General features: G+C 42.0%; 17 protein-coding genes and 1 other RNA gene. 5 read left to right on the top strand and 13 right to left on the bottom strand.

Annotated elements, in window-relative coordinates; translation table 11 throughout:
• Window positions 1-25 precede the first annotated feature (25 nt).
• The 4 genes from DYP60_RS08755 to DYP60_RS08740 all read left to right on the top strand — a co-directional run bounded on the left by DYP60_RS08755 (window position 26) and on the right by DYP60_RS08740 (window position 4697).
• Window positions 26-1474, top strand: a complete 1449-nt coding sequence (locus tag DYP60_RS08755) for a formylglycine-generating enzyme family protein (RefSeq protein WP_117330631.1) — start codon at window positions 26-28, stop codon at window positions 1472-1474.
• On the top strand, window positions 1475-1945 hold the full coding sequence (gene smpB / locus DYP60_RS08750; RefSeq protein ID WP_117330630.1) for an SsrA-binding protein SmpB: 471 nt from the start codon (window positions 1475-1477) through the stop codon (window positions 1943-1945).
• Between the two features lie 619 nt (window positions 1946-2564).
• On the top strand, window positions 2565-3770 hold the full coding sequence (locus DYP60_RS08745; RefSeq protein ID WP_117330629.1) for a tyrosine-type recombinase/integrase: 1206 nt from the start codon (window positions 2565-2567) through the stop codon (window positions 3768-3770).
• Window positions 3771-3881: 111 nt separating this feature from the next.
• On the top strand, window positions 3882-4697 hold the full coding sequence (locus DYP60_RS08740; protein ID WP_117330628.1) for a metallophosphoesterase family protein: 816 nt from the start codon (window positions 3882-3884) through the stop codon (window positions 4695-4697).
• A 7-nt stretch (window positions 4698-4704) separates the two neighbouring features.
• Here the strand turns inward: DYP60_RS08740 and DYP60_RS08735 are convergent, their stop codons facing one another.
• The 5 genes from DYP60_RS08735 to DYP60_RS08715 all read right to left on the bottom strand — a co-directional run bounded on the left by DYP60_RS08735 (window position 4705) and on the right by DYP60_RS08715 (window position 12904).
• The gene (locus tag DYP60_RS08735) at window positions 4705-5676 is read right to left on the bottom strand and encodes a calcium/sodium antiporter (RefSeq protein ID WP_117330627.1); all 972 of its coding nucleotides are present in this window, start codon (window positions 5674-5676) and stop codon (window positions 4705-4707) included.
• A 217-nt stretch (window positions 5677-5893) separates the two neighbouring features.
• Complete coding sequence (locus tag DYP60_RS08730) at window positions 5894-6826, bottom strand: IS1595 family transposase (RefSeq protein ID WP_420820488.1); 933 nt, start codon at window positions 6824-6826, stop codon at window positions 5894-5896.
• A gap of 101 nt (window positions 6827-6927) precedes the next feature.
• Window positions 6928-10173, bottom strand: a complete 3246-nt coding sequence (locus DYP60_RS08725) for an AAA family ATPase (protein ID WP_117330626.1) — start codon at window positions 10171-10173, stop codon at window positions 6928-6930.
• 9 nt (window positions 10174-10182) lie between these two features.
• Complete coding sequence (locus tag DYP60_RS08720) at window positions 10183-11406, bottom strand: exonuclease SbcCD subunit D C-terminal domain-containing protein (protein ID WP_117330625.1); 1224 nt, start codon at window positions 11404-11406, stop codon at window positions 10183-10185.
• A gap of 331 nt (window positions 11407-11737) precedes the next feature.
• A complete protein-coding gene (locus DYP60_RS08715; RefSeq protein ID WP_160525529.1) occupies window positions 11738-12904 on the bottom strand; it encodes a DUF819 family protein in 1167 nt (388 codons plus the stop codon).
• Window positions 12905-13376: 472 nt separating this feature from the next.
• On the opposite strand from DYP60_RS08715, the gene DYP60_RS08710 reads away from it, so the two are divergent.
• Window positions 13377-13685, top strand: a complete 309-nt coding sequence (locus DYP60_RS08710; RefSeq protein ID WP_117330623.1) for a hypothetical protein — start codon at window positions 13377-13379, stop codon at window positions 13683-13685.
• A 203-nt stretch (window positions 13686-13888) separates the two neighbouring features.
• On the opposite strand, the gene ssrA is transcribed toward DYP60_RS08710, so the two are convergent.
• The 8 genes from ssrA to DYP60_RS08670 all read right to left on the bottom strand — a co-directional run bounded on the left by ssrA (window position 13889) and on the right by DYP60_RS08670 (window position 22780).
• Window positions 13889-14265, bottom strand: a transfer-messenger RNA (tmRNA) gene (ssrA, locus tag DYP60_RS08705).
• A 104-nt stretch (window positions 14266-14369) separates the two neighbouring features.
• Window positions 14370-15281 carry an ABC transporter substrate-binding protein gene (locus DYP60_RS08700; protein ID WP_117330622.1) on the bottom strand — a complete coding sequence of 304 codons (912 nt, stop codon included), beginning with the start codon at window positions 15279-15281 and terminating at the stop codon, window positions 14370-14372.
• 43 nt (window positions 15282-15324) lie between these two features.
• Entirely contained in the window at window positions 15325-16338 is a 1014-nt protein-coding gene (locus DYP60_RS08695; protein WP_117330621.1) for an ABC transporter permease, read from the bottom strand.
• Between the two features lie 10 nt (window positions 16339-16348).
• The gene (locus DYP60_RS08690) at window positions 16349-17872 is read right to left on the bottom strand and encodes a sugar ABC transporter ATP-binding protein (protein ID WP_117330620.1); all 1524 of its coding nucleotides are present in this window, start codon (window positions 17870-17872) and stop codon (window positions 16349-16351) included.
• Between the two features lie 74 nt (window positions 17873-17946).
• The gene (locus DYP60_RS08685; RefSeq protein WP_117330619.1) at window positions 17947-19404 is read right to left on the bottom strand and encodes an ATP-binding cassette domain-containing protein; all 1458 of its coding nucleotides are present in this window, start codon (window positions 19402-19404) and stop codon (window positions 17947-17949) included.
• Between the two features lie 2 nt (window positions 19405-19406).
• A complete protein-coding gene (locus tag DYP60_RS08680) occupies window positions 19407-20423 on the bottom strand; it encodes a sensor histidine kinase (RefSeq protein ID WP_117330618.1) in 1017 nt (338 codons plus the stop codon).
• Window positions 20416-21945, bottom strand: coding sequence for a response regulator transcription factor (locus DYP60_RS08675; RefSeq protein WP_165849545.1), 1530 nt, complete (start codon window positions 21943-21945; stop codon window positions 20416-20418). The genes DYP60_RS08680 and DYP60_RS08675 overlap by 8 nt, the downstream gene beginning before the upstream one ends.
• 37 nt (window positions 21946-21982) lie before the next feature.
• Window positions 21983-22780, bottom strand: coding sequence for an NAD-dependent protein deacylase (locus tag DYP60_RS08670; RefSeq protein WP_117330616.1), 798 nt, complete (start codon window positions 22778-22780; stop codon window positions 21983-21985).
• Between the last annotated feature and the right edge of the window lie 2 nt (window positions 22781-22782).

The following is a 22782-nucleotide window of genomic DNA, read 5'->3' as shown; positions in this document are numbered from 1 at the left end:
ACATCAGAAAGATACCTTATCGTGTATGAAACGACGAATCGAACTTCCTGAGGTTGATCAGGTGCAATTGCCCCACCTATTTGGTCTGAGGCCGGGTGTTCTCATCCTTATAATACTCCTGATCGTCCTTGTGGCGGTACTCTTTTTCATAGCCTTCTTCCCTGGAGTCATAAAGGGAGGACGATACGTCACATTCCGTGCTCCACTCAGTGAAAGCGGGGTGGTGGTTGATGGTACCTACATTGGAGTGACCGATTATCCGTATTTTATTGAGAGTGGAAGTCATGAAGTCCAGGTAATGAAGGCTGGTATTTCCTATTCGTCCTATACACTTGATGTGGACCATCCTGTCTTTTTGACCTGGCTTTTTCACCGGAAACTCGAGGCACCTCTTCCCTCTCTAGCCTTGGATGAGGAAAAGAAATCGGTTATCAATCAATTCAACCTTCAGGAAATTGCTGATGCAAGTGCAATCCTTAGCTATGATATGGTGAACCGGAGCCGTCCTCTCTTTTCAAATTTGATTCAGGATTTGCAGGCGCTTGAACTTGATCAGAATACCACCCAAGCAACCATTGAAACTGCGTTGCGTTATATAAGCAATGAGACCATGCTTTCGGAAGCGAAAGAGGCGCTTGAGGCTGTTGAGATGAGTGATACCATGCTTGAGGTGATTACTATTGCAGAAGCGGTAGTGAAGAATGACTCCGGCTCTACGTTTGGGCTTGCATCTGCTGTCCCTTCAGTTACAACTGAAAGACGATCACTCGCTTCTGGTGATTTCCAGTTAGCAGGATTTTCCTATCCTTCATCGTCATTGGTCATGGGCAGGGAAACTCCCGCTTCCTATCCTCAGGTGAATGAAGCCGGTGTGTCAGTAGCTGTTCCTTCCTTTGTGCTGGGGGCAACAGAGATCAGCCAATATCAGTGGGCTTTATTCGTGGAGGAGAATCCCTATTGGGATAAGAGCAACAAGGCTGAGTTGATCAGCAAAGGATTGGTTGATGACTCATATATGCAGGGAATGACCATTTCCCCAGTGTTTGTCACAAGCAGACCTGTTTTTAATGTGAGTTACCATGCAGCTCAAGCCTTCTGTGCTTGGCTGTCTGAAAAAACAGGAAAAAAAGTGTTCCTCCCTACGGAGGCGATGTGGACCCTTGCTGCACTTCAGCAGAATGAATTAAACTATAACACATCACTTTCCCCTTATCCTGATTATAGCAGTGGTCCTGTATCATTGTTGGGGGGTGTCTGGGAGCTCACCCAGACGCCGTATATTCCCCTTTCCCGTCTTACTGGTTATGAGGAAAGTCTTGCCTTACATGAAGCGTTTTCTCTTCAGATGCAGCCCATCGTGAAAGGTGGCAGTTACCTGAACGATCCCCAGACAATCACCGCGCACACGGTCGGTGTAATCGAGCCAGATGCTTGTGGGGACCAAATTGGATTCCGTGTTGCTTGGTATGAATAAATGAAACAAGATAGAAACAAATTCAAGCTTCTCCAGAAGAACAAAAAGGCCTACTTCAATTATGAGGTGATAGAAGATCTCGAATGTGGGATAGCTCTTGCAGGTACAGAAGTAAAATCATTGAGAGGTGGGCGTTTCAGTTTTTCTGATAGTTATGTAACTGTCGATAAGGATGGTTTGACACTGGTTGGTCTTACCATTCAGCCCTATACGCATGGCAATATCAACAATCATGAGCCTAATCGAAATCGTCGTCTTCTAGCCCACAAGAGTGAGATCAAACGCCTTAAGCGGAAAGTTGATGAGAAAGGGTTTACCTTGGTCCCTACTTCCATTTATCTAAAAGGAAATCTTGTAAAGGTACAAATTTCACTTTGTAGAGGTAAACAGTTGCACGACAAGCGAGCTGTAGTCAAGGAACGGGATTTGAACCGTGATACGCGGCGTGAGTTGAAACAGCTGCAATACTAATACAATCCATTCAATGCAAAGCCATCAGGAACAAGCTTTCTGGTGGCTTTTTGTTGTGATTTGCAATGAAAGGATTTTTTGTTTTGTAAGGAATCAGGTAAAAGCAATGAGTCCAAGTTGTTTAAAAATACATAGGTGCAATATGTGTCAATATTTAAATGTATATAAAAGTATATTATATATTTTTTGTAAAAAATTGTAATGTAATAAAATTTATTATAATTATAAAATAGATGGCTTGTATTATATATTATTAAAAAATTTCCAATAAAATATATTTTTAAATCCTAAATTGATATTTTCTACAATATAAAATATAAATTGGTTATTATATATTATATAATTTATTTTAATTAACCAGTATATCATAATTTTTAAAAACATTTATATATTAATATAAAATGAATATGCAAAATATATACTATATATAAATATTTATAGACAAATATAGTACTTACTGTGTCACAGTAAGTAGATAGTAACATTACTCTAGACATAAGTAGATTCTTAAAGTACTATAATAATAGAATATAAAAGATTTTTTGGCATAGTATAAGAAATGAACATATATAACAGATTGAACAAAAAAATGAACAAACAACGAATGCAAGGAGCAAAGATGGCCAGTCCAGCACCATTTACCTTATGTAGAATATTCCGAGGGGAAAGGGCATATTACTATGCTTTATTTCGAGATCCAGAGACTGGAAAACGGACGAACAAGAAAAGCGTGGAGATATTGAAGAAACACTTGGGAATCTATGATACATCTCCAATTAAAAGGAGAGACGAAGCTATCCGTATCTGTTATAAAGCTTTGGATGCAGGAATAATCTTCTCTAAACAGACGGAGCAAACCCTGGTGGGCTATCTTAGGGAGTTTTATACCTGGGAAACCAGTGAATATGCGAAACGGCGAAATCTATTGGATCCAGGTTCAATTTCCCCAGATTATCTTGCTACGCGACTTAATCTTTTGGAAAACCATGTATTTCCACTACTCCACACGGATCTGTTCCTTTCTAAAGTAACGCTTGCAGAATTGGAACGATTGCAATTGGAGCTTGTACAAGAGGGTGCAATTAGCAATACGACTATAAACATGGCTATAACGACAATTCTTGTAGCACTTCGAGAAGCCCAAAGAAAAGGTTATATCGCTTCGACAGTGGTGTTACGTATGAAAAATCTTGCAGCACAACATGTCGAGCGAGGGATACTCAGTGAAAAGGAATTATCAGCATTCATGCATTATGCAAAAACAAAGAGTGAAAAGCGGATTTATCTTGCGTGCCTCTTGGCTCTTCTTACTGGAATGCGTGCTGGAGAGTTGAGAGGTTTGTGTTTGGAAGCAATTGGAGATGGGATGATCACCATATCGCAAGCCTATGCAGATCGAGCTGGGTTGAAAGCCCCTAAAGGGAAACGGACAAGATTGGTGCCCTGCCCTACCTTCTTGTGTGAAGAGCTTCGTGCCCTCGCCATGGAGAATCCTTTTGCACATACCCATGCATTGGTGTTTTGGAGTAAAAAGAATGGATCATTTGTGTCAAGTCACTATTTCTCTGAACGTTTTCGACAAGAATTGATACGAAGTGGAGTGTTCAGTCATGAAACCCTGAATGAAAGAAACATCACCTTCCATTCACTGAGACATATGGCAAATACACTTTTGCGTGGCACTGTTGATGAGCATGTGTTGAGAATGACCATTGGGCATAGCAGTGAACAGCTGAGTAATCTCTATACCCACTTAAGCCAACGAGGGCTTGAGAGTGTGCAACTAGCCCAACAGAACATGATTCTTCCCCTGCTAAATCTATAAAAAGGGTTCTCATCAAGTATTGTTATCTTTTACATGGTGAAAAGAAACAACGCTCGAAAACCTATCACCTTGTCCAAGAATCAAAATAGAGGTCATTAAAACAAGAATTTGATGAAAACTGAATGCTCATGTGGTTTTATTCAAATTGGCCATATGGTAAAATTCTTACAACACTTTTGGGAGGTGGCAACAATGAGATTGGCTGTTCTTGGTGACATCCATGGTAATATTAGAGCATTTGAAGCAGTGCTAAATGATGCCAAAGCCTCTAAAGTTGACCAGGTAATCTTCCTAGGCGATTTGGTGGTTATGGGGCTTGATCCACAACTCTGTTATGATTTACTCATGGAACAAAAACCTTTGGTTATGATCAAGGGAAATACAGACTCTTCTCTGGAAAATGTCAAAGCTTTTCCAGTCAAGAATGAACATGACGCACAGATTTTAAAACTCTTGAAATATACGTCCATCAGAATGCATCAAAAAGCAAAAGAAAAACTTTGCAATCTTCCCTCGGTAGAGAGGCTGGATATTGGGGGTATCTCGCTGATCTGCTGTCATGGCACTCCCTATGATGAGGATGAAGGCATTGCAAAGGATATTCCTTTCTCCCCCGCTCTCTCCAAAAGACTTGCTGAAGAAAAAGTTGAATTGATTCTTAGTGCTCATACCCATATTCCTGCTGACTTTCAGCGTGATGGGATCAGATTCATTAATCCAGGAGCTGTAGGGTATTCTTTCGATGGAGATGTTCGCCCAAGTTATGCACTTGTTGATATTGAGGATTCTCATATTAGATGTATCCACCGCAGGGTAGATTATGACATCAATCGTTACATTATGGAAGTTGAACACGCTTTAGAAGGATTCCAGCTCTTTGGCCGATTACTTTATTCCTTGAAACATGGTAAACAAATGAAAATGTAAGCAATCCTCAGATAAGTGAAGTCTGGATTAGGTATGCTGTATACGTGAAATAACAGAGCAACAACCCAACTCCTTCAAAACGATTGACGCGGCCTTGTCTATCTTTCTTGAATCGATATCCAATCACGAATAGACTAATAGTAAGCAAGGTCATGACGAGCATGTCTCTCTTAATGACCATTGGATCTATAGCGAAAGGGTGTATTGCACCAGCGATGCCTACGACAGCTGTTGTGTTGAACAGATTTGAACCAATGACATTACCTAATGCAATATCATGTTCACCTTTTTGTGCAGCAAGTATTGAAGAAGCAAGCTCAGGAAGACTGGTTCCCATTGCAACGATAGTAAGTCCGATCACCAAATCACTCACCCCAAAATACCTAGCAATTTCCACAGCACCCCAAACCAAAATCCGGGAACTGATGATCAGGAATAAAAGACCGAAGATCAGATAGAGAACTGCACGTTTCATTGATAACGGGCTTGGTACTTCCTCATCTATCTCATCAGCAAGTCTGTCCTTCCCATTCTTCAGCCCTTGATACACACTCCAGGAAATCAAGAGTACAAACAGTACCAGAATCAACGCTGCATCAAAGTGTGAGAAATTCAAGTCATAGAGCAAAGCTACTGAGAGTAGAGTTATTAGTGAAAGTATGGGTAATTCTTTCTTGAGAATATTGGAGCTGACAGTCACCGGGTTTATAATGGCAGTAATTCCAAGGATTAAGCCAATATTGGCAATATTGGAACCATAGGCATTTCCCAATGCTATACCTGGGTTGCCTTGTATCGATGAAAGTGTAGAAACCACCATTTCAGGGGAACTAGTACCGAAGCCTACGATGACCATTCCAATAAGCAGTGATGGCATTCCAAAATGGCGAGCAGTAGTTGCAGCACCATCAACAAATCTATCTGAACTCAATACCAGTACAATAAGACCGCCGATGACGGCAAGAATCGGTAGTAACATCTAGGTTCCTTTCCTGTGAATGCTGAACTATAGTATTCATGATGCATCGGCATCCAATACCTGATAGACTGCATTTACTTTACAAATTGCTAGTGTAATGAGAATTTTCTGCTTATTCAATCATCGTTGATACTGGAAGTCATCAAACACTGCCGTTTTGTAATTACATTTACTGGGTATCCACTTGACTCAGGTTGACGCTACATATAGCGGTCCATCAGTTTTCGCTTCTCTCAGTCAAGTCGCCATAGGTAGTTGGTTTGATACATACTGCATTCTCCAGCAACCGGTAGAACAGCTTTCCACGGGAAGTTGAAGTCCTTCTATTGAATCTAAACGTGAACTCATCCAAATAGTACCCATAATGCTTTCTGCTTACCGAACCCTGATGCGTTCCCAATATCCATCTTTTCAGAAGCGATATGATCAGATGAACATTGGGCAAAAGCTCCGATGCAGCCAGATCCTGCCCTTTGATTTTGATGACCTCATGGACATACCCCAAGGATTCAATGCCCTTGTATCCACTCCATCCATCGGTTCTTATCGTGCTGCCCTTCTGTACGCAATCCTGCACGAATCCATGAAGACTGGAAGATGAGGCATCATCGACGATACCCAGCCGTATCCTACCAATTCTGTTGTCCTTCATCTCGACTGCGACTGCCACCAATATCTTGTTTTCCGATCCACGCCCCTTCTTTCCAGCCTTCGCCCCTCCTATATAGGTCTCGTCAACCTCAACACAACCGGAAAGATCGTCCCTTCCCGGTCTTATCATGGCTGTCCTAAGTTTGTGGAGCCAGGCCCATGCGGTCTGATAGCTTCCCAGCCCAAGGATTTTTTGGAGACCCAACGCACTCGCACCGTTCTTTTGGGCGGTAACCCACCAGATAGCCCTGAACCACATCGCCAGTGGCTTGCGGGTATCTTGGAAGATGGTTCCAGCAACAACCGATACCTGATGGTGGCACTTCGTGCATTCCATCAGAACAGTCCTTACCCGCCAATACTTGTCGTTCCCACACTTGGGGCAGATAAACCCGTGGGGCCATCTTATTGAAAATAGGTAATCCCTGCAGTTCTCTTCAGTAGAAAATTCCTGTTCGAATTCTTCCAAGGTCCTTGGATATTGGTTTTCCATAGCCATACGCTAGCAGTGGTGTGCACCTGAGTCAAGTGGATACCCAGTTTACATTTTTAAGACCACCCATAGAGTAAAGAGAAATCATCAAAGATGAACAGGGACCTTTAGCATTTAGTACAACCCGGCCCACTAAGCATACTGCGTCCTCCAGAGAGAGGAGTTATGGATATCTGTGTGCTGATCCGCTCTTTCAGCGCAGAGACGTGACTGATAATCCCAATAAGCTTTCCTTCCTGTTGCAGTGCAGAAAGCGACTCCAATGCTGTTTCCAAGGTTTCCTCGTCAAGAGTGCCGAACCCTTCATCAAGGAAAAGCGAGTCCACCCTCACCTTTTTACTTGCCATCTGGGATAGTCCGAGAGCCAGAGTAAGACTTACAATGAAACTCTCGCCGCCAGAGAGGTTTCTGGTTGAACGTATCTCACCAGCTTGATAATTATCAACGACATTCAGTTCCAAAGGCTGCGAATCATCCCTGATGAGGAGATAGCGGTCTGTCATTTTTTCCAACTGACGATTCGCATGGCCTACCATCAATTCAAAGGTGAGGCCTTGGGCAAAAGTACGGTACTTCTTCCCATCGGCTGAGCCTATGAGGTCATGAAGATTACTCCAGCGAGCACAGAGCCGTGTTTGTGCTTCTATTGACTCCTGTTTGTCTTTCAGACGTTCCTTTGCTTCCTTGTTTCTATGTAGGGTGTACTTGCAGGTCGAGATTTCATCTCGTACCTTCTTTAGAGAATCCTCATAGGTAGATGCCTGCTCCTGTAAGTCATCATACGAAGTAGCGCTAAGTTTCTTTGCTTGTTCTATGTCCAACCGATTCTTTCGATCTTTCAATTTGGTATTGAGTTCTGTTTCTTCAGTATCCAATTCCCTTGCTCTCTTGGATAAGGATTCCCGTTCCTCATAGGACAATCTGGCTTCTTTAAAAGAATGCTCATCAGTAAAGCTGGAGGAATACAATGCCTGTAGAAAGCTCTTTTCTGTTTCTTCAAGTTCTGGTATTCTCTGTGCAATACGTTTTTTACGGGATTCTACATGGCTCTTTGCCGTCGTCAGTTTCTGCTGAAGATTGTAGTGCAGATCTCTGTGCCGCTTCTCTGCAGCCTCCGCATGATCAACTTCTGTAGTTAGACGAATTTCCTCTTCATCAGGTTTTGTATCGCCATACAAGGTCTTCCGTTCATCTAAACCATTGGTATATTGCTGTTTCAAATCATCCAACCGCTTCTTCTTTGTTTCCAGAGCTTTCTCCTGGGTTGAAATCACAGCTTCAAGCCGCTTCACCTCACTGTCAATACTGTCGATGCGTTTCTCGGTATCAGTCTTTCGTGTCGTCTGTTCCTGCCAGGTATTCAGTCTGGATGCGAGTAATGTACGTATAGATGTAACCTCTGAAGCAACGAGTTCAGTAATACCCAATGGTTGTAGTTTCTCCGCTACAGATTGTGTAAGCTCTTCAAATTCGGATCGGAGGTTTGTAAGGTTGGTCTGTATCTCAGCACATATTCTTTCATTAGAGTTCTTTTCGCTGACAGCACTGGCCTCTGTCTTTTCGCATGCTTGCAACATGCTACGTGCATTGTTTTCTGCTAGTTCGAGCTCCCGTATGAGAGCCTCTTGATCTTCCGCTTTCTTGATCAGGTTTGTCAGTAACTTAATTCGTTGCTCAATTTCATCAGGAACAGGGATATTGCCCTTCGCAAAGGGATGCTCTGTTGCCCCGCATAGCGGACAGGGTTTCCCATCTTCCAGTTTTTCACGAAGGCTTTCCAATTCTTCGATCTTCTTGATATATGCTATTTCACGAAGCAAGGAATCCTTTTCATTGCGGAGCGAGCGAAGAGATGTATCCCCTAATAGTGCCGTAAGCTCATTCTTTGCTTTCTGGAGGTCAGAAGAGCATTTCTCAAGTACAGTCTTGGTATCATCACACTGTTTTGTTGCTTCTTTTTGATTCTTTGCTGCAATCTCAACAGCTTTTTCAGCTATGCCGAGTTTTCTCTCCCCTTGTTTGATCTCCTTCTGCTTTGCAAGCAGGTATCCAAGCTGTTCTTCAATACCGGTAAGGCCACTAACGAGCCATGCATCCTGTGAATGCTCTGCAAGATAGTGTTCTACAGTTTCTTTTTGAACTTCACTTTCAGTTTTTTTCTTTTTCTCTCTCAGTAGATTCTGTTTGTCTTTTTCAATGAGAGTAACATCCCTTGAGTAGCTCTCTGTCTCATCAGATATTGTTTTTCCTAACTCAGCTAGCTTCTGATCAAGAGAACGGATTTTCTGAAGCATGGGAGCTGCTGTTTGCTGTTCTTCTTTTCTTTTTCTTGTCAGTTGTTCTGCCACTGTAAGTGCTTCACTCTGTTTAGTTGCTGAAATTTCCATTTCAGGAAGGACAGCTTCTTCATTCTTCAAAGCAGTCTTGTCGTCAGATTGTTGTGAGCGAAGGGCTGTGAGGGTTGCGTATAGTCCATCCAATGAAGCAGCTTTCAATGCATTGCTTAAAAGCGAACGATTCGGTTTGAAAGTTTCCATTTCACTGCTGAGTTTTTCTTTATCCTGGGTAAGGCCCTCAATTTCCTTGGTGAGATTCTGAATGTTCTTCATCCAGAGCAAGGCATCGTTTGTTTTTGATAAGTTACCAGTAAGGGCACTCTCTTGTTGGAGTTTTTCTTCCAGTTCTTTGAGTAACGCTACTTCTTGCTCTGCCTCCAGTACTACAATATCCAACGCTCCACTCTGGAGCTGTTTGAGTTTTTCCTGTTCAACTTTGTGCCTTTCATGTACTCGTATGGAAATCTCAGAGTAAATTTCTGTTCCAGTGATCTGTTCAAGTATCTTGGATTTCTGCTCACTGTCTGCCTTCAAGAATGAGTCAAAGCTGCCTTGGGCCAAGAGAATCGAGCGGGTGAACCGGTCAAAATCCATACCAGTCTTCTCTTCAATAACAATCCCAACACGACTTTTCATTGTCTCAATGGGTTTTCCTGTATCAGCATCTAGTATCTGATGCTCTGCATCCTGCAGATTTCCATCTGCTCTGTTTCTAGCCCTTCTCTGTTCCCAATGGCAACGAAACCGTCCTGCTTTTGAGGCAAACAATACCTCTGCATAACAACTTCCTGTCTGCCTGCTCATGATTTCATTGTTGCTCTTGGTAATTCTTCCCAGCCTTGGGGTTGCGCCATACAAAGCAAGGCAGATTGCATCCAAAATGGTTGATTTGCCTGCTCCAGTTGGTCCAGTTAGGGCAAAGATGCCATTTGATATATATTCAGGATGAGTAAAATCGATGATCCACTCTCCATAGAGTGAGTTGAGGTTCTTGAGTCGTAGTTCGAGTAGTTTCATGGTGTTGTCCTATTCCGCAAGGATGTCTTCTTCTTGCATTTCCAAGAGAATTTCATGATAAGCATCTCTTAAGGGTTGTCGTTCTTCTTCTGTTACTGAAAATGTATCCAGGCATCGAGTAAAGACTTCTTCAGGGTTTAGGTCTTCCAATGTCTCCTGCGTCTGCATTGATGACATGACACGTTGTATAAATTGACGATTTTGAATTCGTAGTATGGTTAGGTTTGAATCTTGTACAAGTTCCTCACATCGTTCGCTCAGATCACCGATCATCTCAGGTGCGGTATACTCGATTTCCAGATAGGCAGCTTCTCCTTTCTCTCTCAAAAACTGGATTCTAGAGGTAATCTGATCCATGGTCCCCTTGATACTCTCCAAATGATAAAATGAAGGTACGAAAAGAGGCTCAATAGAAAGAGTATCTTCAAAATGGAGCAGAACTACCTGTTTTTGCTGTTTTGCTTCTCCAAATCCCATGGGAATTGGGGAACCGCTGTATCGTATGGTCTCTTTTCCTCCCACACGCTGCGGTACATGAAGATGTCCCAATGCTACATAGTCCAGGTAATCAGGGAATACAGAGCTATCTACATGTGCGAGCGAGCCGATGTAAAGCTCGCTGACCCCGTCTCCATCAACGGTCTTTCCTCCTTGGGTAAAGAGGTGTCCCATTGCAATGATGGGGATATCGCTACCCAGTTCTGATTGTCTCATTTTAGCAATGTCACAAACTGTACTGTAGTGTTCCTTGATTCCCTCCAAGAGTTTCCGGTTCTTATCTTCAATGGTCTCCCCTGCTTCCGCGTATCGTATGTCTTTGTCACGAAGATACGGGACAGCACAGATAATGGCCAACGGTTTACCGTCTTTCTCAGCAATAACAATCTCTTCTTCTGGGGTTTCTCTTTTTGATCCTATCACTTTGACGTTAAGTACATTCAAGAGAGCACTCGGAGCTTGCAGAAACGAGGGACTGTCATGATTCCCTCCGATGATTACGACCGTTCTGCAACAGGACTTGGAGACTTCATAGAGGAACTCATAATAGAGTTGTTGTGCTCTGTTGCTTGGGGTGCTGGTGTCAAAGACATCACCAGAGACTAGCAGTATGTCGATATGCTGGCTTTCTATGGCTTCTCGTAACCAATCGAGAAATGAGGCAAATTCGTCATAACGCTTCTGCGAGAACAGAGAACGACCAATATGCCAGTCTGATGTATGAAGGATGTTCATCAAAGCTCCTGTGGTAGTGTGGGACTTGTTATCACAGTATAGGCTGTTGGGAGATGATTCTCAACAACATATAAGGTACTTACAGCTCTATACCTTTCAATATGTTGCTTCTATGCAGTATGGGATTCTATTGACCCAGGTGTCTTCGGCATACACACCTTGCTGTAGCTTTTACCGAGGTCATTACTCCGTCGAGAATACTTCGGTGTACTCTTTGTGGAGGGAATTGTCCTCGCCGAATTTGTTGAGTTCTTCGTAAGACCTGCCTTTTTTATGTATGGATGCATTTGTATTCTGCCTTTTTGTTTCCCTTCAATTACCATAAACCCCATCATCCGAACGACCTGAAAATCATGGCCAATCCGATTCCGAGATAGTTCCCGATAGTGTAGCCGATGATGCCCGTCACAAGCCCGCTTATTAAGATGTCGCGGTTTTTGAGTCTGCTTACCACAACAGGTACGAATGGTGGTGAGCATACGGCCGATACCGACGTGATTATCATCGTATCGGAGTCGATATGAAACATCCTGCAGAGCAGGGCGTGAATGAGCATGCTACCGAAGATTGATATCACAACGTACAGCAGTATGGTCCAGTTAATGTGTATCAGCACGTCGAATCTCGTCATAGATGCGACGGTGAAGCAGAACACATAGATGATGTACATACCGAAAGGGAAGGTATATCGTAGCCTACGCACGGGCTTTATAAACGAGGACGCAATGCCGAAGGACGTAATAAGCAGTATCGTGGCCGCTGTGCCGAAAACAGCGGGGAAGAATCCGCCTATAAGAAACGACAGGGCCAATATGACGGCCGAGAGCAAAAACGCGAGCAACAAGCCTTTCACAATCTTGGGTTCAAACATTTTGGAATATGTTTCGAGTGAATCGTCTCCCATTTCCGATGCCTGGGCGTCATCACTGTTCACGACGGATTCGTATGGCCTGAGTTTGAACACTTTCTGGAAAAACGGTCTCGCAACGGAGACCATAAAAAAGATATAGATGAGCGAGAACATCATATCGTACGTATTGAAGAGGATATAGGTGTCATTGTCCACGCCCAACGCAGTCTTTATAGCAGCGATATTCGGGGTGCCTCCAGCGTAGACAGCTACCGACATGCCCCCAAGCTTCCAGCCGTCCGGCAGCCCAGATGCAATTGTGAACTGAAGTATGAACGTCGTCAGGACGATAGCTATGACTGCAAGAAGCATGCATAGCAGACCCGATCCAGATATCCTGAGCCATCTTTTTACGTCGAGAGAGAACAAAAGAAGCGGCAGCGCAAGCGCGACGCTAACGTCCTGCATCGTCGATTGCACGGCGGCAAAGCCTGCAGGTAAAACTCCGATATTCCCTACTATCATGCCACCGAGGTAGCAGATAAGGACCGGACCCATTTTCTGAAGAATTTCGAATCTAGAACTGAGCAAAATGACCAGAGCCGGAAAAAGAACAAACGCGACGGCGGCTACAACGTTTAAAACCATGCATTTTCTCCTTATTTGCATTTCAGGAAATTGGAGGATTCATTTTCTTGTACTGAGATGATATAAACTAGATCCAATGTAGCATCAGTTCCAGATTTAGATCTTTTTCTACTCTGATACCCCTTTGCCGTACCAAACCACATTCGAAAAGGGTTGCCTTCTTCAGGCTCACAGAGATTCTGCGATATAAGCAAAGATTTTCATAGGAAACCATAAACCCGACATTGCTTTTGCAAAAGCATTTCCCCGATTCTCTATGTACACCGCATCCTTTATATAGGCTCTTTTTTTCCTTTTGTTGTTCACAATTACTATTCCATCTTTATTATCAGTCTGTTTATTCACATATGAGAACGTATAGAAAATTGTAATACAAAATGCAAGTGCAATGTAATAATCTCAACTTGTGTGGTTGAAATAAAAGTCATTGAGCATCATGCAGTGTTCTTATCATATAGTACTTTTTAGTCAAATGGTAGGAAAACAGATTGTACTTAGACGTAGTTTTGGACAGGAGATTATAAAATTAAGGAATATTTGCTACCTTATAAGGAGGAGCAAACAAGATGGGAAAGAAAACATTCACAGATTCTTTCAAGAAAGAAGTAGCGCTGGAGGCTTTTCCAAGGAAGTAAGGCAGCTGAAGAAAGAGCTTGCCGAAGCCCAGCGGAAGATTGAGGAGACCTGCCAGGAACTCCAGAATGCCAAGATGGAAAACCAGATTCTGAAAAAGAAGTGGATGTATAGCGGCAGATCCTACACCCTGTCTGTTTACTGGTAGTGCTAGCTCAGAGAGGAGCTTTTAGCAGAGGGGTTATGTCACTACAGTCGTCGGCATGGAAACAGTATAGAGGCTTTTTGTGGCACTCCTTCCTGAAAACCATTTTTTTGACATCTGGAATGTATTCGTATTCTTATATAGGTAGTGCCGTGGTATCCCATGAGACATCAAAAAACCCGCCTTCCGAAGAAGACGGGCTGTGTTTCTGGAGGTGGGGGGATTCGAACCCCCGTCCTAACGTGCCACCCAGTGACGTCTACAAGCTTAGCTGGTGATCAATAGTTCCAAAGTGCGGCAGGTTCACCGGCAAAACGTCCACTCTTTGTAGCCTACTTTAGTGTCCCCTCCCCCCATAGGCACTGGGTTGGGTAAGCTCTTACTTTTACAGGTATCCGACGCTTAAGAGCGGCAGCTGACGGGCCTGTACGTCATCGTGCTATTACGCAGCGAGGGCGTATTCTGCTTCGAAGGAGACTTCGTCTTCTTTTTTGGCAGTTAAATGTTTTGCTAGTTTTAGGAGTTGGCGCTCCGCTTGCAGCCCCTGGCCTGATCTTCCGCCAGTCGAAACCGAAACACCCCCAAAGGGATTAATCCCTTGAGGTATCTAAACTATACTCACAATTCTTAAAGAAGGCAAGGAGGACATTAAGTCCTCCTTGCGCGATTTTACTTTTCCTTGATTTTCTACAAATTTGCTTTTGTTAATACTGAAACACCTGTGTCTACATATTCTGGGGAAATGACCTCACCATTCAAAGCACGATAAGCAGTTTTAACCCCTTCATATCCCATGACATCAGGATTTTGTGCCATAGTAGCAAGAATATATCCATTCTTTATCAGTGATAAAATCATATCACTCTTATCGAACCCAACGCCAATGACGCCGGTCCCAGCTTCAGCAATAGCATTACCTACTCCAACTGTTGATCCTTCATTTGCACCAAAGAGTCCAACAACCCCTTGAGTGATGAAATTTGCACTCATATCCTTGGAAACGGCAGCATCACCATTACAATACTGTGTCTCTAGAATGTTAAATGAGGTTCCTTCAAAAGCTTTCCGGAAACCTGCCTCACGCGCAACAGTGCTCGCAGTAGCGCTATTGACAGAAATAATGCCAATCTTTCCTGAGGTAACACCATTCTCTTTCAGTGCTGCAATCATTACATTAGCAGCAGTAGTTCCAGCTGCAGTGTTGTCTGTTGCCAATGTCTGTACTGCAGGGAAATTTGCTGCAGAGTCTACATAGACAATTGTGACCCCAGCGTCGGCTGCTTCTTTTAATGCAGCTGTTACAGCATTGGGTCCATTTGCGGCAAGGAGAATTGCATCCGCTCCACCAGCAACTGCATTGTTGATGCTTTCGATTTGTTTTGCATCGTCTTTGACATCAGGGGCCAACCACTTATAGTTAACATTTCCCAACTCTTCAGCAGCCTTCTGTGCTCCTTTGTCTACATTCACCCAGTGTTGGTCCATCTGATCCATCGTGATCAAGTAGATATTATATGCAGATGCATTCTCTTTTGTCCCCTGTGCGAACATTGTGCCTGCAATTAGCAGTACCAGCAGTACCATACTCAATTTCTTCATATCTATACGCTCCTTTTTTAATTTTCACCTATGGTGAATATAATCATGTTGTTGATTCTATCCGTTTTTTCCTGGCTCCCCTACCCGACCGGACAATTACATCGAGCAAGACTGAGATTACGACGATAATTCCAATAACAATATTCCTTATTGCCACTGGTGCTCCTGCAAACTGAAGACCATTCTGTAAAACACCCCAAATTGACGCACCAATTATGGTTCCAAAGAGCATGCCTTGACCACCAAGAGTAGATACCCCTCCGATTACTGAAGCAGCTACAGCATACAATTCATATGAATTTCCTGCATCCATTGTTCCCATTCCACTAGTTGCAGTAGTGATAAGTCCTACTACACAGGAAACAAAAGCAGAGACAAGATATGCCTTTGTAGTTGTTGAAACTAAGTTTACACCGCTAAGCCTAGCCGCCTCGGCATTGGAGCCAATGGCATAAATATGTCTTCCCGTCTTTGTGCGTGTAAGAATAAAATTGAAAATTGCCCATAAAACCAGAGCAATCCAGATAGTATTATAGAGCCCAAAGGTCTTTCCGTAATAAAAGAAATCTCTCAATCCTTGGGCAGCTTCACCTATGGAATCAGTGTTGTAATTGTTATTTGCTATTTGTGCGATACCTCTTGCAATGGTCATGGTCCCCAGCGTCGCAATAAAGGGAGGAAGTTTTGCAAACGAGACCAACAAACCATTAGACAATCCTACACCAAGACATGCTATTATAGTAATTAGGACAGAAACCCAAGGATTAATACCCTTAGTCATCAAGGTTGCACTAATCATTGTACTCATGCCTACAACCGACCCAATAGACAAGTCGATGTTACCTGTAATGAGGACATAGGATTGTCCGATTCCAATCAACAAAATAGGAGCAATTTGACGAAGTAAGTTTGCAACATTTCTTGAGGAAAAGAAAATAGGATTCATAATCCCAAAAATAATGCTTAAGACCACAAGCCCTGCTGTAACTGTCAGTACCTGTCCGATTCCTCGAATTCTCATTAATCTTTTGAATGGTTTTTCAATAAATAGTACCATGTAATATTCCTCACCCCACCTGGGTTTCAAATTTATTTTCAAATTGAGTTGCAAGCTCCAGTATTTTCTCCTGCGTTGCCTCTTCTCGTGTTAATTCCCCAGTGATTCGACCATCGCACATCACCATGATCCTGTCACTGAAACCTAGGATTTCCGGCATTTCACTGGAAATAAACATGACTGCAATTCCTGACTCTTTCAATTGGTTCATTAATTGGTAAATCTCAACTTTTGCAGCAACATCAATTCCTCGAGTTGGTTCGTCGAAAATAACTACTTTACTATTTCTTGCAAGCCATTTACCTACCACTACTTTCTGTTGATTCCCTCCTGACAGCGATGAAGCATTGGCTTCAGTACTCGAAAGCTTGATCTTTAAATCCTTAATGGCTTTCTCTACCATTTCTGTTTCTTTCTTTCGATTTACAATTCCAGCCTTTGAACATAATAAATCTAAATTTGGTAAGGCAATATTCTCACGAACTGATAGTTTAACACAAAGGCCATCCTTTTTTCGGTCCTCAGGAGCAAGAACCAATCCATGACGAATTGCATCTTCAGGACATGAAATAGCAATTTCTTTCCCATCTAGTATTATCCTTCCCTTTTCCTTTGGGTCTGCTCCAAAGATAGCTCTTGTCATCTCAGTTCGCCCTGCACCCATTAAGCCGGCTACACCGAGAATTTCTCCTGCATAAACGTCGAAATGTATATGCTTCACTAAAGGACCAGCACATAAGTCTTGGACGCTGAATACCTTTTTCCCACGGTGTGAGGGAATTCGTGGAAACTTTTCCTTTATCTCTCTTCCTACCATATTAGAAATTATTTGATTCATGGAGAGTTCTTTAAACGGTTTCTCAAGAATATATTTTCCATCCCTCATTATTGTCACTACATCTACAATATGTTGCAATTCTTCCAAACGATGACTAATATAGATAATACCAACCCCTTTAGATTGTAGTCCTCTGATCAAATGAAACAACTGTTCAATTTCTACACTAGTCAATGCACTAGTCGGTTCATCCATAATAAGAACCTTTGCATTTGATTGCAGTGCTTTAGCAATCTCGACCATTTGCTGTTTTGAGACAGCTAAATCACCTACCTGTATATCTGGGTCTAAGTCAATTTCTAATGATGAGAGAACTTCTTGAGCTTGTTTCCGCATACTTCTATTATCAAGTAAACTTCCTTTTGTTTTTTCGTGCCCAAGAAAGATATTCTGACACACGGTTAGGTGTGAACACATATTTAATTCTTGATGAATGATAGATACTCCCATTTCCTGTGCCTGTTTTGGACTCAAATCACCTTCTATGGTTTTTCCAAATAAGCGCATAGTTCCACTATCTCTCGTATAAACACCACTGAGAATCTTTGCTAAAGTTGATTTACCGGCCCCATTTTCACCAAGCAATGCCATAACCTGACCGGCTTTCAGATGGAACTGAACATCATCCAGTGCTCTAACACCAGGAAATGTTTTTACTATATGTTCCATCTCTACAATGTATGCTTCATCTTCCATGTCCTAAATTATTACATGTGATATACTAGATCGATAGGTGACATTTCTTTTGAAAAAGGTAGTTGTTCTTTAGATTATGTAGGACGTGAACCAACAATGCCGTTGTATTGAGAAAACTCATGACGTAAAAGCTGGCGTTCAATTTGACCATTTTTGCAAAGTAATAATCGGTCGGCTATTTGTAGAGTATCGGATAATGAAACTGCGAGGATAAGAATTGTAGTTCCGCGCTGTTTCAGTACATCATAAGTAGAAATTAGTTCCATTCGTTGGTACATATCGATTGAAGCAAATGGTTGAACAGCACAAAGGAAAGTAGGCTTTTGCAGGAGTATTCTCTGATATACTAGCCTAAGTCTATATGATTGAGGAAAATCAGAAGGAACTTTATCTGTCAGCCTATTTCCAAAGCGCTTCTGAAGTTCATATCCTAAAGCGGCTCTCCGTTTTCTATTAAGCCAAAGATGTGGAACCTTATGATCGCTCGTGAAGAGCAGATTATCCATGACTGAGAGTTGAGGAAATATGAGGCTCTGATCTGGTTTTTCAGGAACTAGAGCAATTGATCGATCTGCTAGTGATGGACGTTTTCCATGGATTAGCAAACTTCCTGAATCTGCAACATCTACTCCACTAAGTAACACAAACAGTTGATCAAGTATCATATTTTCACTATCCAACAGGACAACAGTTTCCCCTGCATGCAACTCAATATTAAGCTGTTTGATATCATGATACCATAGATTACTGCAGACCAAATCTCTGGATGATAGTGGAGGCTTGCTATATTGGTCTTGGCGACTACCTTCTTCAATAGATTCCTTGAATTCATATGAATATTGGCTAATGATGGTATCATTCATTTGATCAGGATATAGGTGTTTAATGATTTTTCCTTCTCGCATGAGATAACAACGATTTGAGAAATGGAAAGCTTCTTGATGATGGTTGCAAACGTAGAGGAAAGTCATTCCATTTGCACTAAAGTAATCCAAGATAGGTTTCAATTTTGCCAAGTCAATCTCACTGACGAATGTTGAGATGTCTTTGAGAATAACCATGCTACTTCTGCTCAGTTGTGCTTTGATAAATTGGATGACCAATTTTTCAAAAGAAGTAAGCTCCGCTACAAGTGTCTTATTTGCTAGTTTTAAATGCAAAGGAGCTAAAAGTTGTTGCATTTGGTTAGAAAGCAATGAATATCTAATTAAATGCTGCTTACACCCTTTCTTAAGAATGAACAGATTCTCTTCAACACTCAAAGTATCAATAAGCATGGATTTACGTTCGATTACTGTGATATTGTTCTGTTTATGATTGCTTGATAGGTAGTCGTTTACCAATTCATCCTTACAATAAACGTGCCCGTAATGTAGTGAGATATTCTTCTGGAATATTGTTAGCAACTGTTCTATCCCCAAGGCGTTCAAACCAATAAGTCCAACAATTTCTCCTTTGAATAGGTGTATGTTGATATCATGAAGATAGGGAGGGAGTGAAACCTGTTCAAGACGAAAAACCTCTTCCTTCATTTTTAAGCTTCCTCCGGTTTACTGGCAGGTAAGGAGATTATTACATCAGTTCCAACTTCTTTCTGGCTGGTAACGGTTAAACCATACTGTTCACCGAACAGTAACTTGATTCTGTTATTGACATTGACCAGGGCAATCCCACTTTCTTTATCTTCATGCTTCACATAGTCGAAGCTTCTGGTATTCAACTCTTTCTGTATTTTTTCCAACATAGGAAGTTCCATGCCGACTCCATCGTCGCTGACGGTAACAATGAGCCTAGACTGAGTACGTTCCAGGCGTATCTGTAAATGTCCCTCTCCTACCTTGCATTCAAGCCCATGAATAATGCTGTTTTCTACAATTGGCTGAAGGGCGAGTTTGGGTATGCGGTACTGCAAGATATCAATGGTATCTTCTTCATCAACCAAAATGGTAAGTTTGATTCTCGTTCCGAACCGAAACTGTTGTATAAAGAAGTAGTTCTTAGTGTTTTCCAGTTCCTGTCCAAGAGTAACCAAATTTTCAACATTGCTTATGGTATAGCGAAAGAATGTGGATAGTGCTTCAGTCATAGTGGCTACTGACTCTAACCCACCAAGAAGAGCCTCACTACGGATTCCTTCCAAGGTATTATAGAGAAAATGTGGATTAATTTGATTTTGGAGCGCTAAAAACTGTGCCTGCCGTTTGCTCGCATTCATCAGATGGTCAGTATTAAGTACTGTCTGGATAGTCGTATTGACTGCCACCAGCTCTTTTGCCAGAGGCGTTTGTTCATCGATAATTGATCGAAAGGTATATCCAGTAGCAAATAATTGCCAGATATGCTTTGTCCTTCTATAGGGCAGAACAATCCACCAATAGCTAACTGCCATAAGAAATATAAGTCCAAGAAGAGACCATAGAAGAAACAATGGCGATTGTATGCGTTCTTCCATATAAAGAAACATACCCACAATCATGAGTGAGATATGAACGCCAAGAAAAAAGGCAATAAGGAGTATACGTGTCTCAATATACTGTAATTTTTCAACCATAGAGCTTCCTATACTCATTGGGTTTTATCTGACAGTTCTTCTTGAATATCTTGGTGAAGTGTTTAGGATCATGATATCCGATTTCCAAAGCAATCTCTGCAATACCTTTATTTGTTTCAACCAATAATCGCTTTGCCTCCTGTATCCTTAAGGTAAGTACATAGTCGCTAAAGCCTACACCCATGTTCTTTTTAAAGAGAGCACTGAAATATGAACTGTTGAGATTGACATGCTCACTCAATAGTTCCAGACTAAGCATCTCATCCTTATAATGCTCTTGGAGATAGGTTATAGAGAGCCTGATGGGTTTGCTCACCAGAACTTCACGAGCTTCGCGATACTGACATATGAGACTATTCATCACGTTACAGTACGCTTCTTTTGCAGCCTCAAGGGATTCAGCCTCATTAATTAATTGCTCATTGTTCTGTACTGCATTCTCCTGTGCACACTGTTCCTTGGCGAAATGCAAAGCTTGCCGGTATGACTGTAGGAAAATTTCCATAGTAGCATAGAGTGAAATTCGGTTTTCCTCAAGCTTATCAAACAAATCTAGGCAGAACTGTCTCATGTTTAGGCTTTCTTGTGCGCAACACTGTTCAAACCAAGAAGCAATAAAATCCAGATATGGCTCTAAGTCAGGTTTTTCTAACATATTTGCTTCGAACATGCGATGATGCCCGTCTACCAATCTTCTTAAGAGGATCTGTTTTCCTGATAGCAAAGATGAAGGAAGATCCTCCAGTTGCTGTACCTCCAAACCTAGGGCTACAGTGCTTCGTAAATCTTGAAAGATTTGCGCCTGCACCTTGAGAATTTCAACCAAGGTTTCGGCTTGTGAAATTAACTGGGACCTCTGTTCTTGCTTATAAGTATAGAGCAGATACAAATCTCCCTGATATGCCTGAACACAGACATTGAGCGAATCTTTTTCTATAGCAGTACGGACTTTCTGTTGTAGAAGTTGAATTACAGGGACTTTCGAAGGACTCTGTATTCCAATTACGAGGATACGAAGTAATACATTTTCTGTGACCCACGGTGAAAGAATCTGAGAATCAAGGCTTTTTAAAAACGATAAGAAACTTGCTCCTTTTATATACTCTCTGTCTTCCTTTATTTTTTTTTGAAGGATCATTGATGAAGTTTGCTCTGTATATAACTTCTTCATCCGTTGTAGTGTCTGGTTCAATTCTTGCTTTTTAATTGGCTTCAAGAGGTATTCGGCTACTCCGTATTTGATGGCACTTTGAGCGTAATCAAATTGTTTATGGCCACTAATGATAATGAATTGCAAATTTGGCTGGAGTGCTTTAGCTTGGCTGATTAATTCTAAACCATCAAGACCGGGCATACGAATATCTGTAATAACAAGGTCTGGTTTCTCCTCTTTGATTTTTTCCAATGCTTCCAAACCATCATATGCGGTTCCAACGTTCTGTAGGGATAATCCTTCCCAGTCAATCAAAGCACAAATGAGTGCACACACTCTTCTTTCATCATCAGCTACAAGTACTTTCATACCTACTATTGTACGGTGAAAGGCAAGGGAGTGAAAGTCAAACCCGATATTTTCTCTCTTCAAGTGATTCTGCAAATGTTTCAAGTGCTTTTCCAAACTGCTGTAGATCGGAGAAATGTAAGATAGCGGAACGATCATATCCAGTTTCCTGCTTATTGACAATTACCAGAGGAGCGCTGTTCTGTAGTGAATGGTATGGAAGGTTTGCAGCTGGTTGTACCAATAATGATGATCCTAAGACCAGCGTAAGATCACTATGACTAAACATTTCATAGGCCTTTGCAAGCACCAGGGGGTCAAGGTTCTCACCATAGAAGGTGATATCCGGTTTGATGATTGATCCACACTGCCTACATCGTGGGACTTCCCCGTTCAATACGATAGGAGCAATCGACTCATAAGAGTAGTAGCTGTTGCAATTGGTGCAATGATGATGTTCTGCACTCCCGTGCAATTCATAACACTTTTGGCTTCCCGCTTTCTTGTGCAACATGTCTATGTTTTGCGTAAAAACACCTTGAACGTATCCTTTCCTCTCCAAGACGGCAAGACTGGTATGTACTACATTCGGTTGATAGGAATCCAATTTATACCAAAAATCTTTTGCCCATTCGTAAAAAAGTTCAGGATGTGCATGGAAGAAACCAATGCTTAAAATATCTTCTACGCGATACTCATTCCACCGTTTGGCATATAAACCTGTATTGCTACGAAAGTCAGGTATTCCTGAGAGCGTTGAGATACCTGCACCAGTAAGGACAACCAGGGAACGGGACCCCCTGATCATTGCTTTCAGTGTATTGAATTTTTTTTCAAAAGCTAGCTGTTTTTCCATAA

Source organism: Sphaerochaeta halotolerans, from assembly GCF_003429665.1.
Classification (GTDB): Bacteria; Spirochaetota; Spirochaetia; order Sphaerochaetales; family Sphaerochaetaceae; genus Sphaerochaeta; species Sphaerochaeta halotolerans.
The sequence above is the reverse complement of the archived record's forward strand: the minus strand, read 5'-3'. Positions and strand labels throughout refer to the sequence as shown.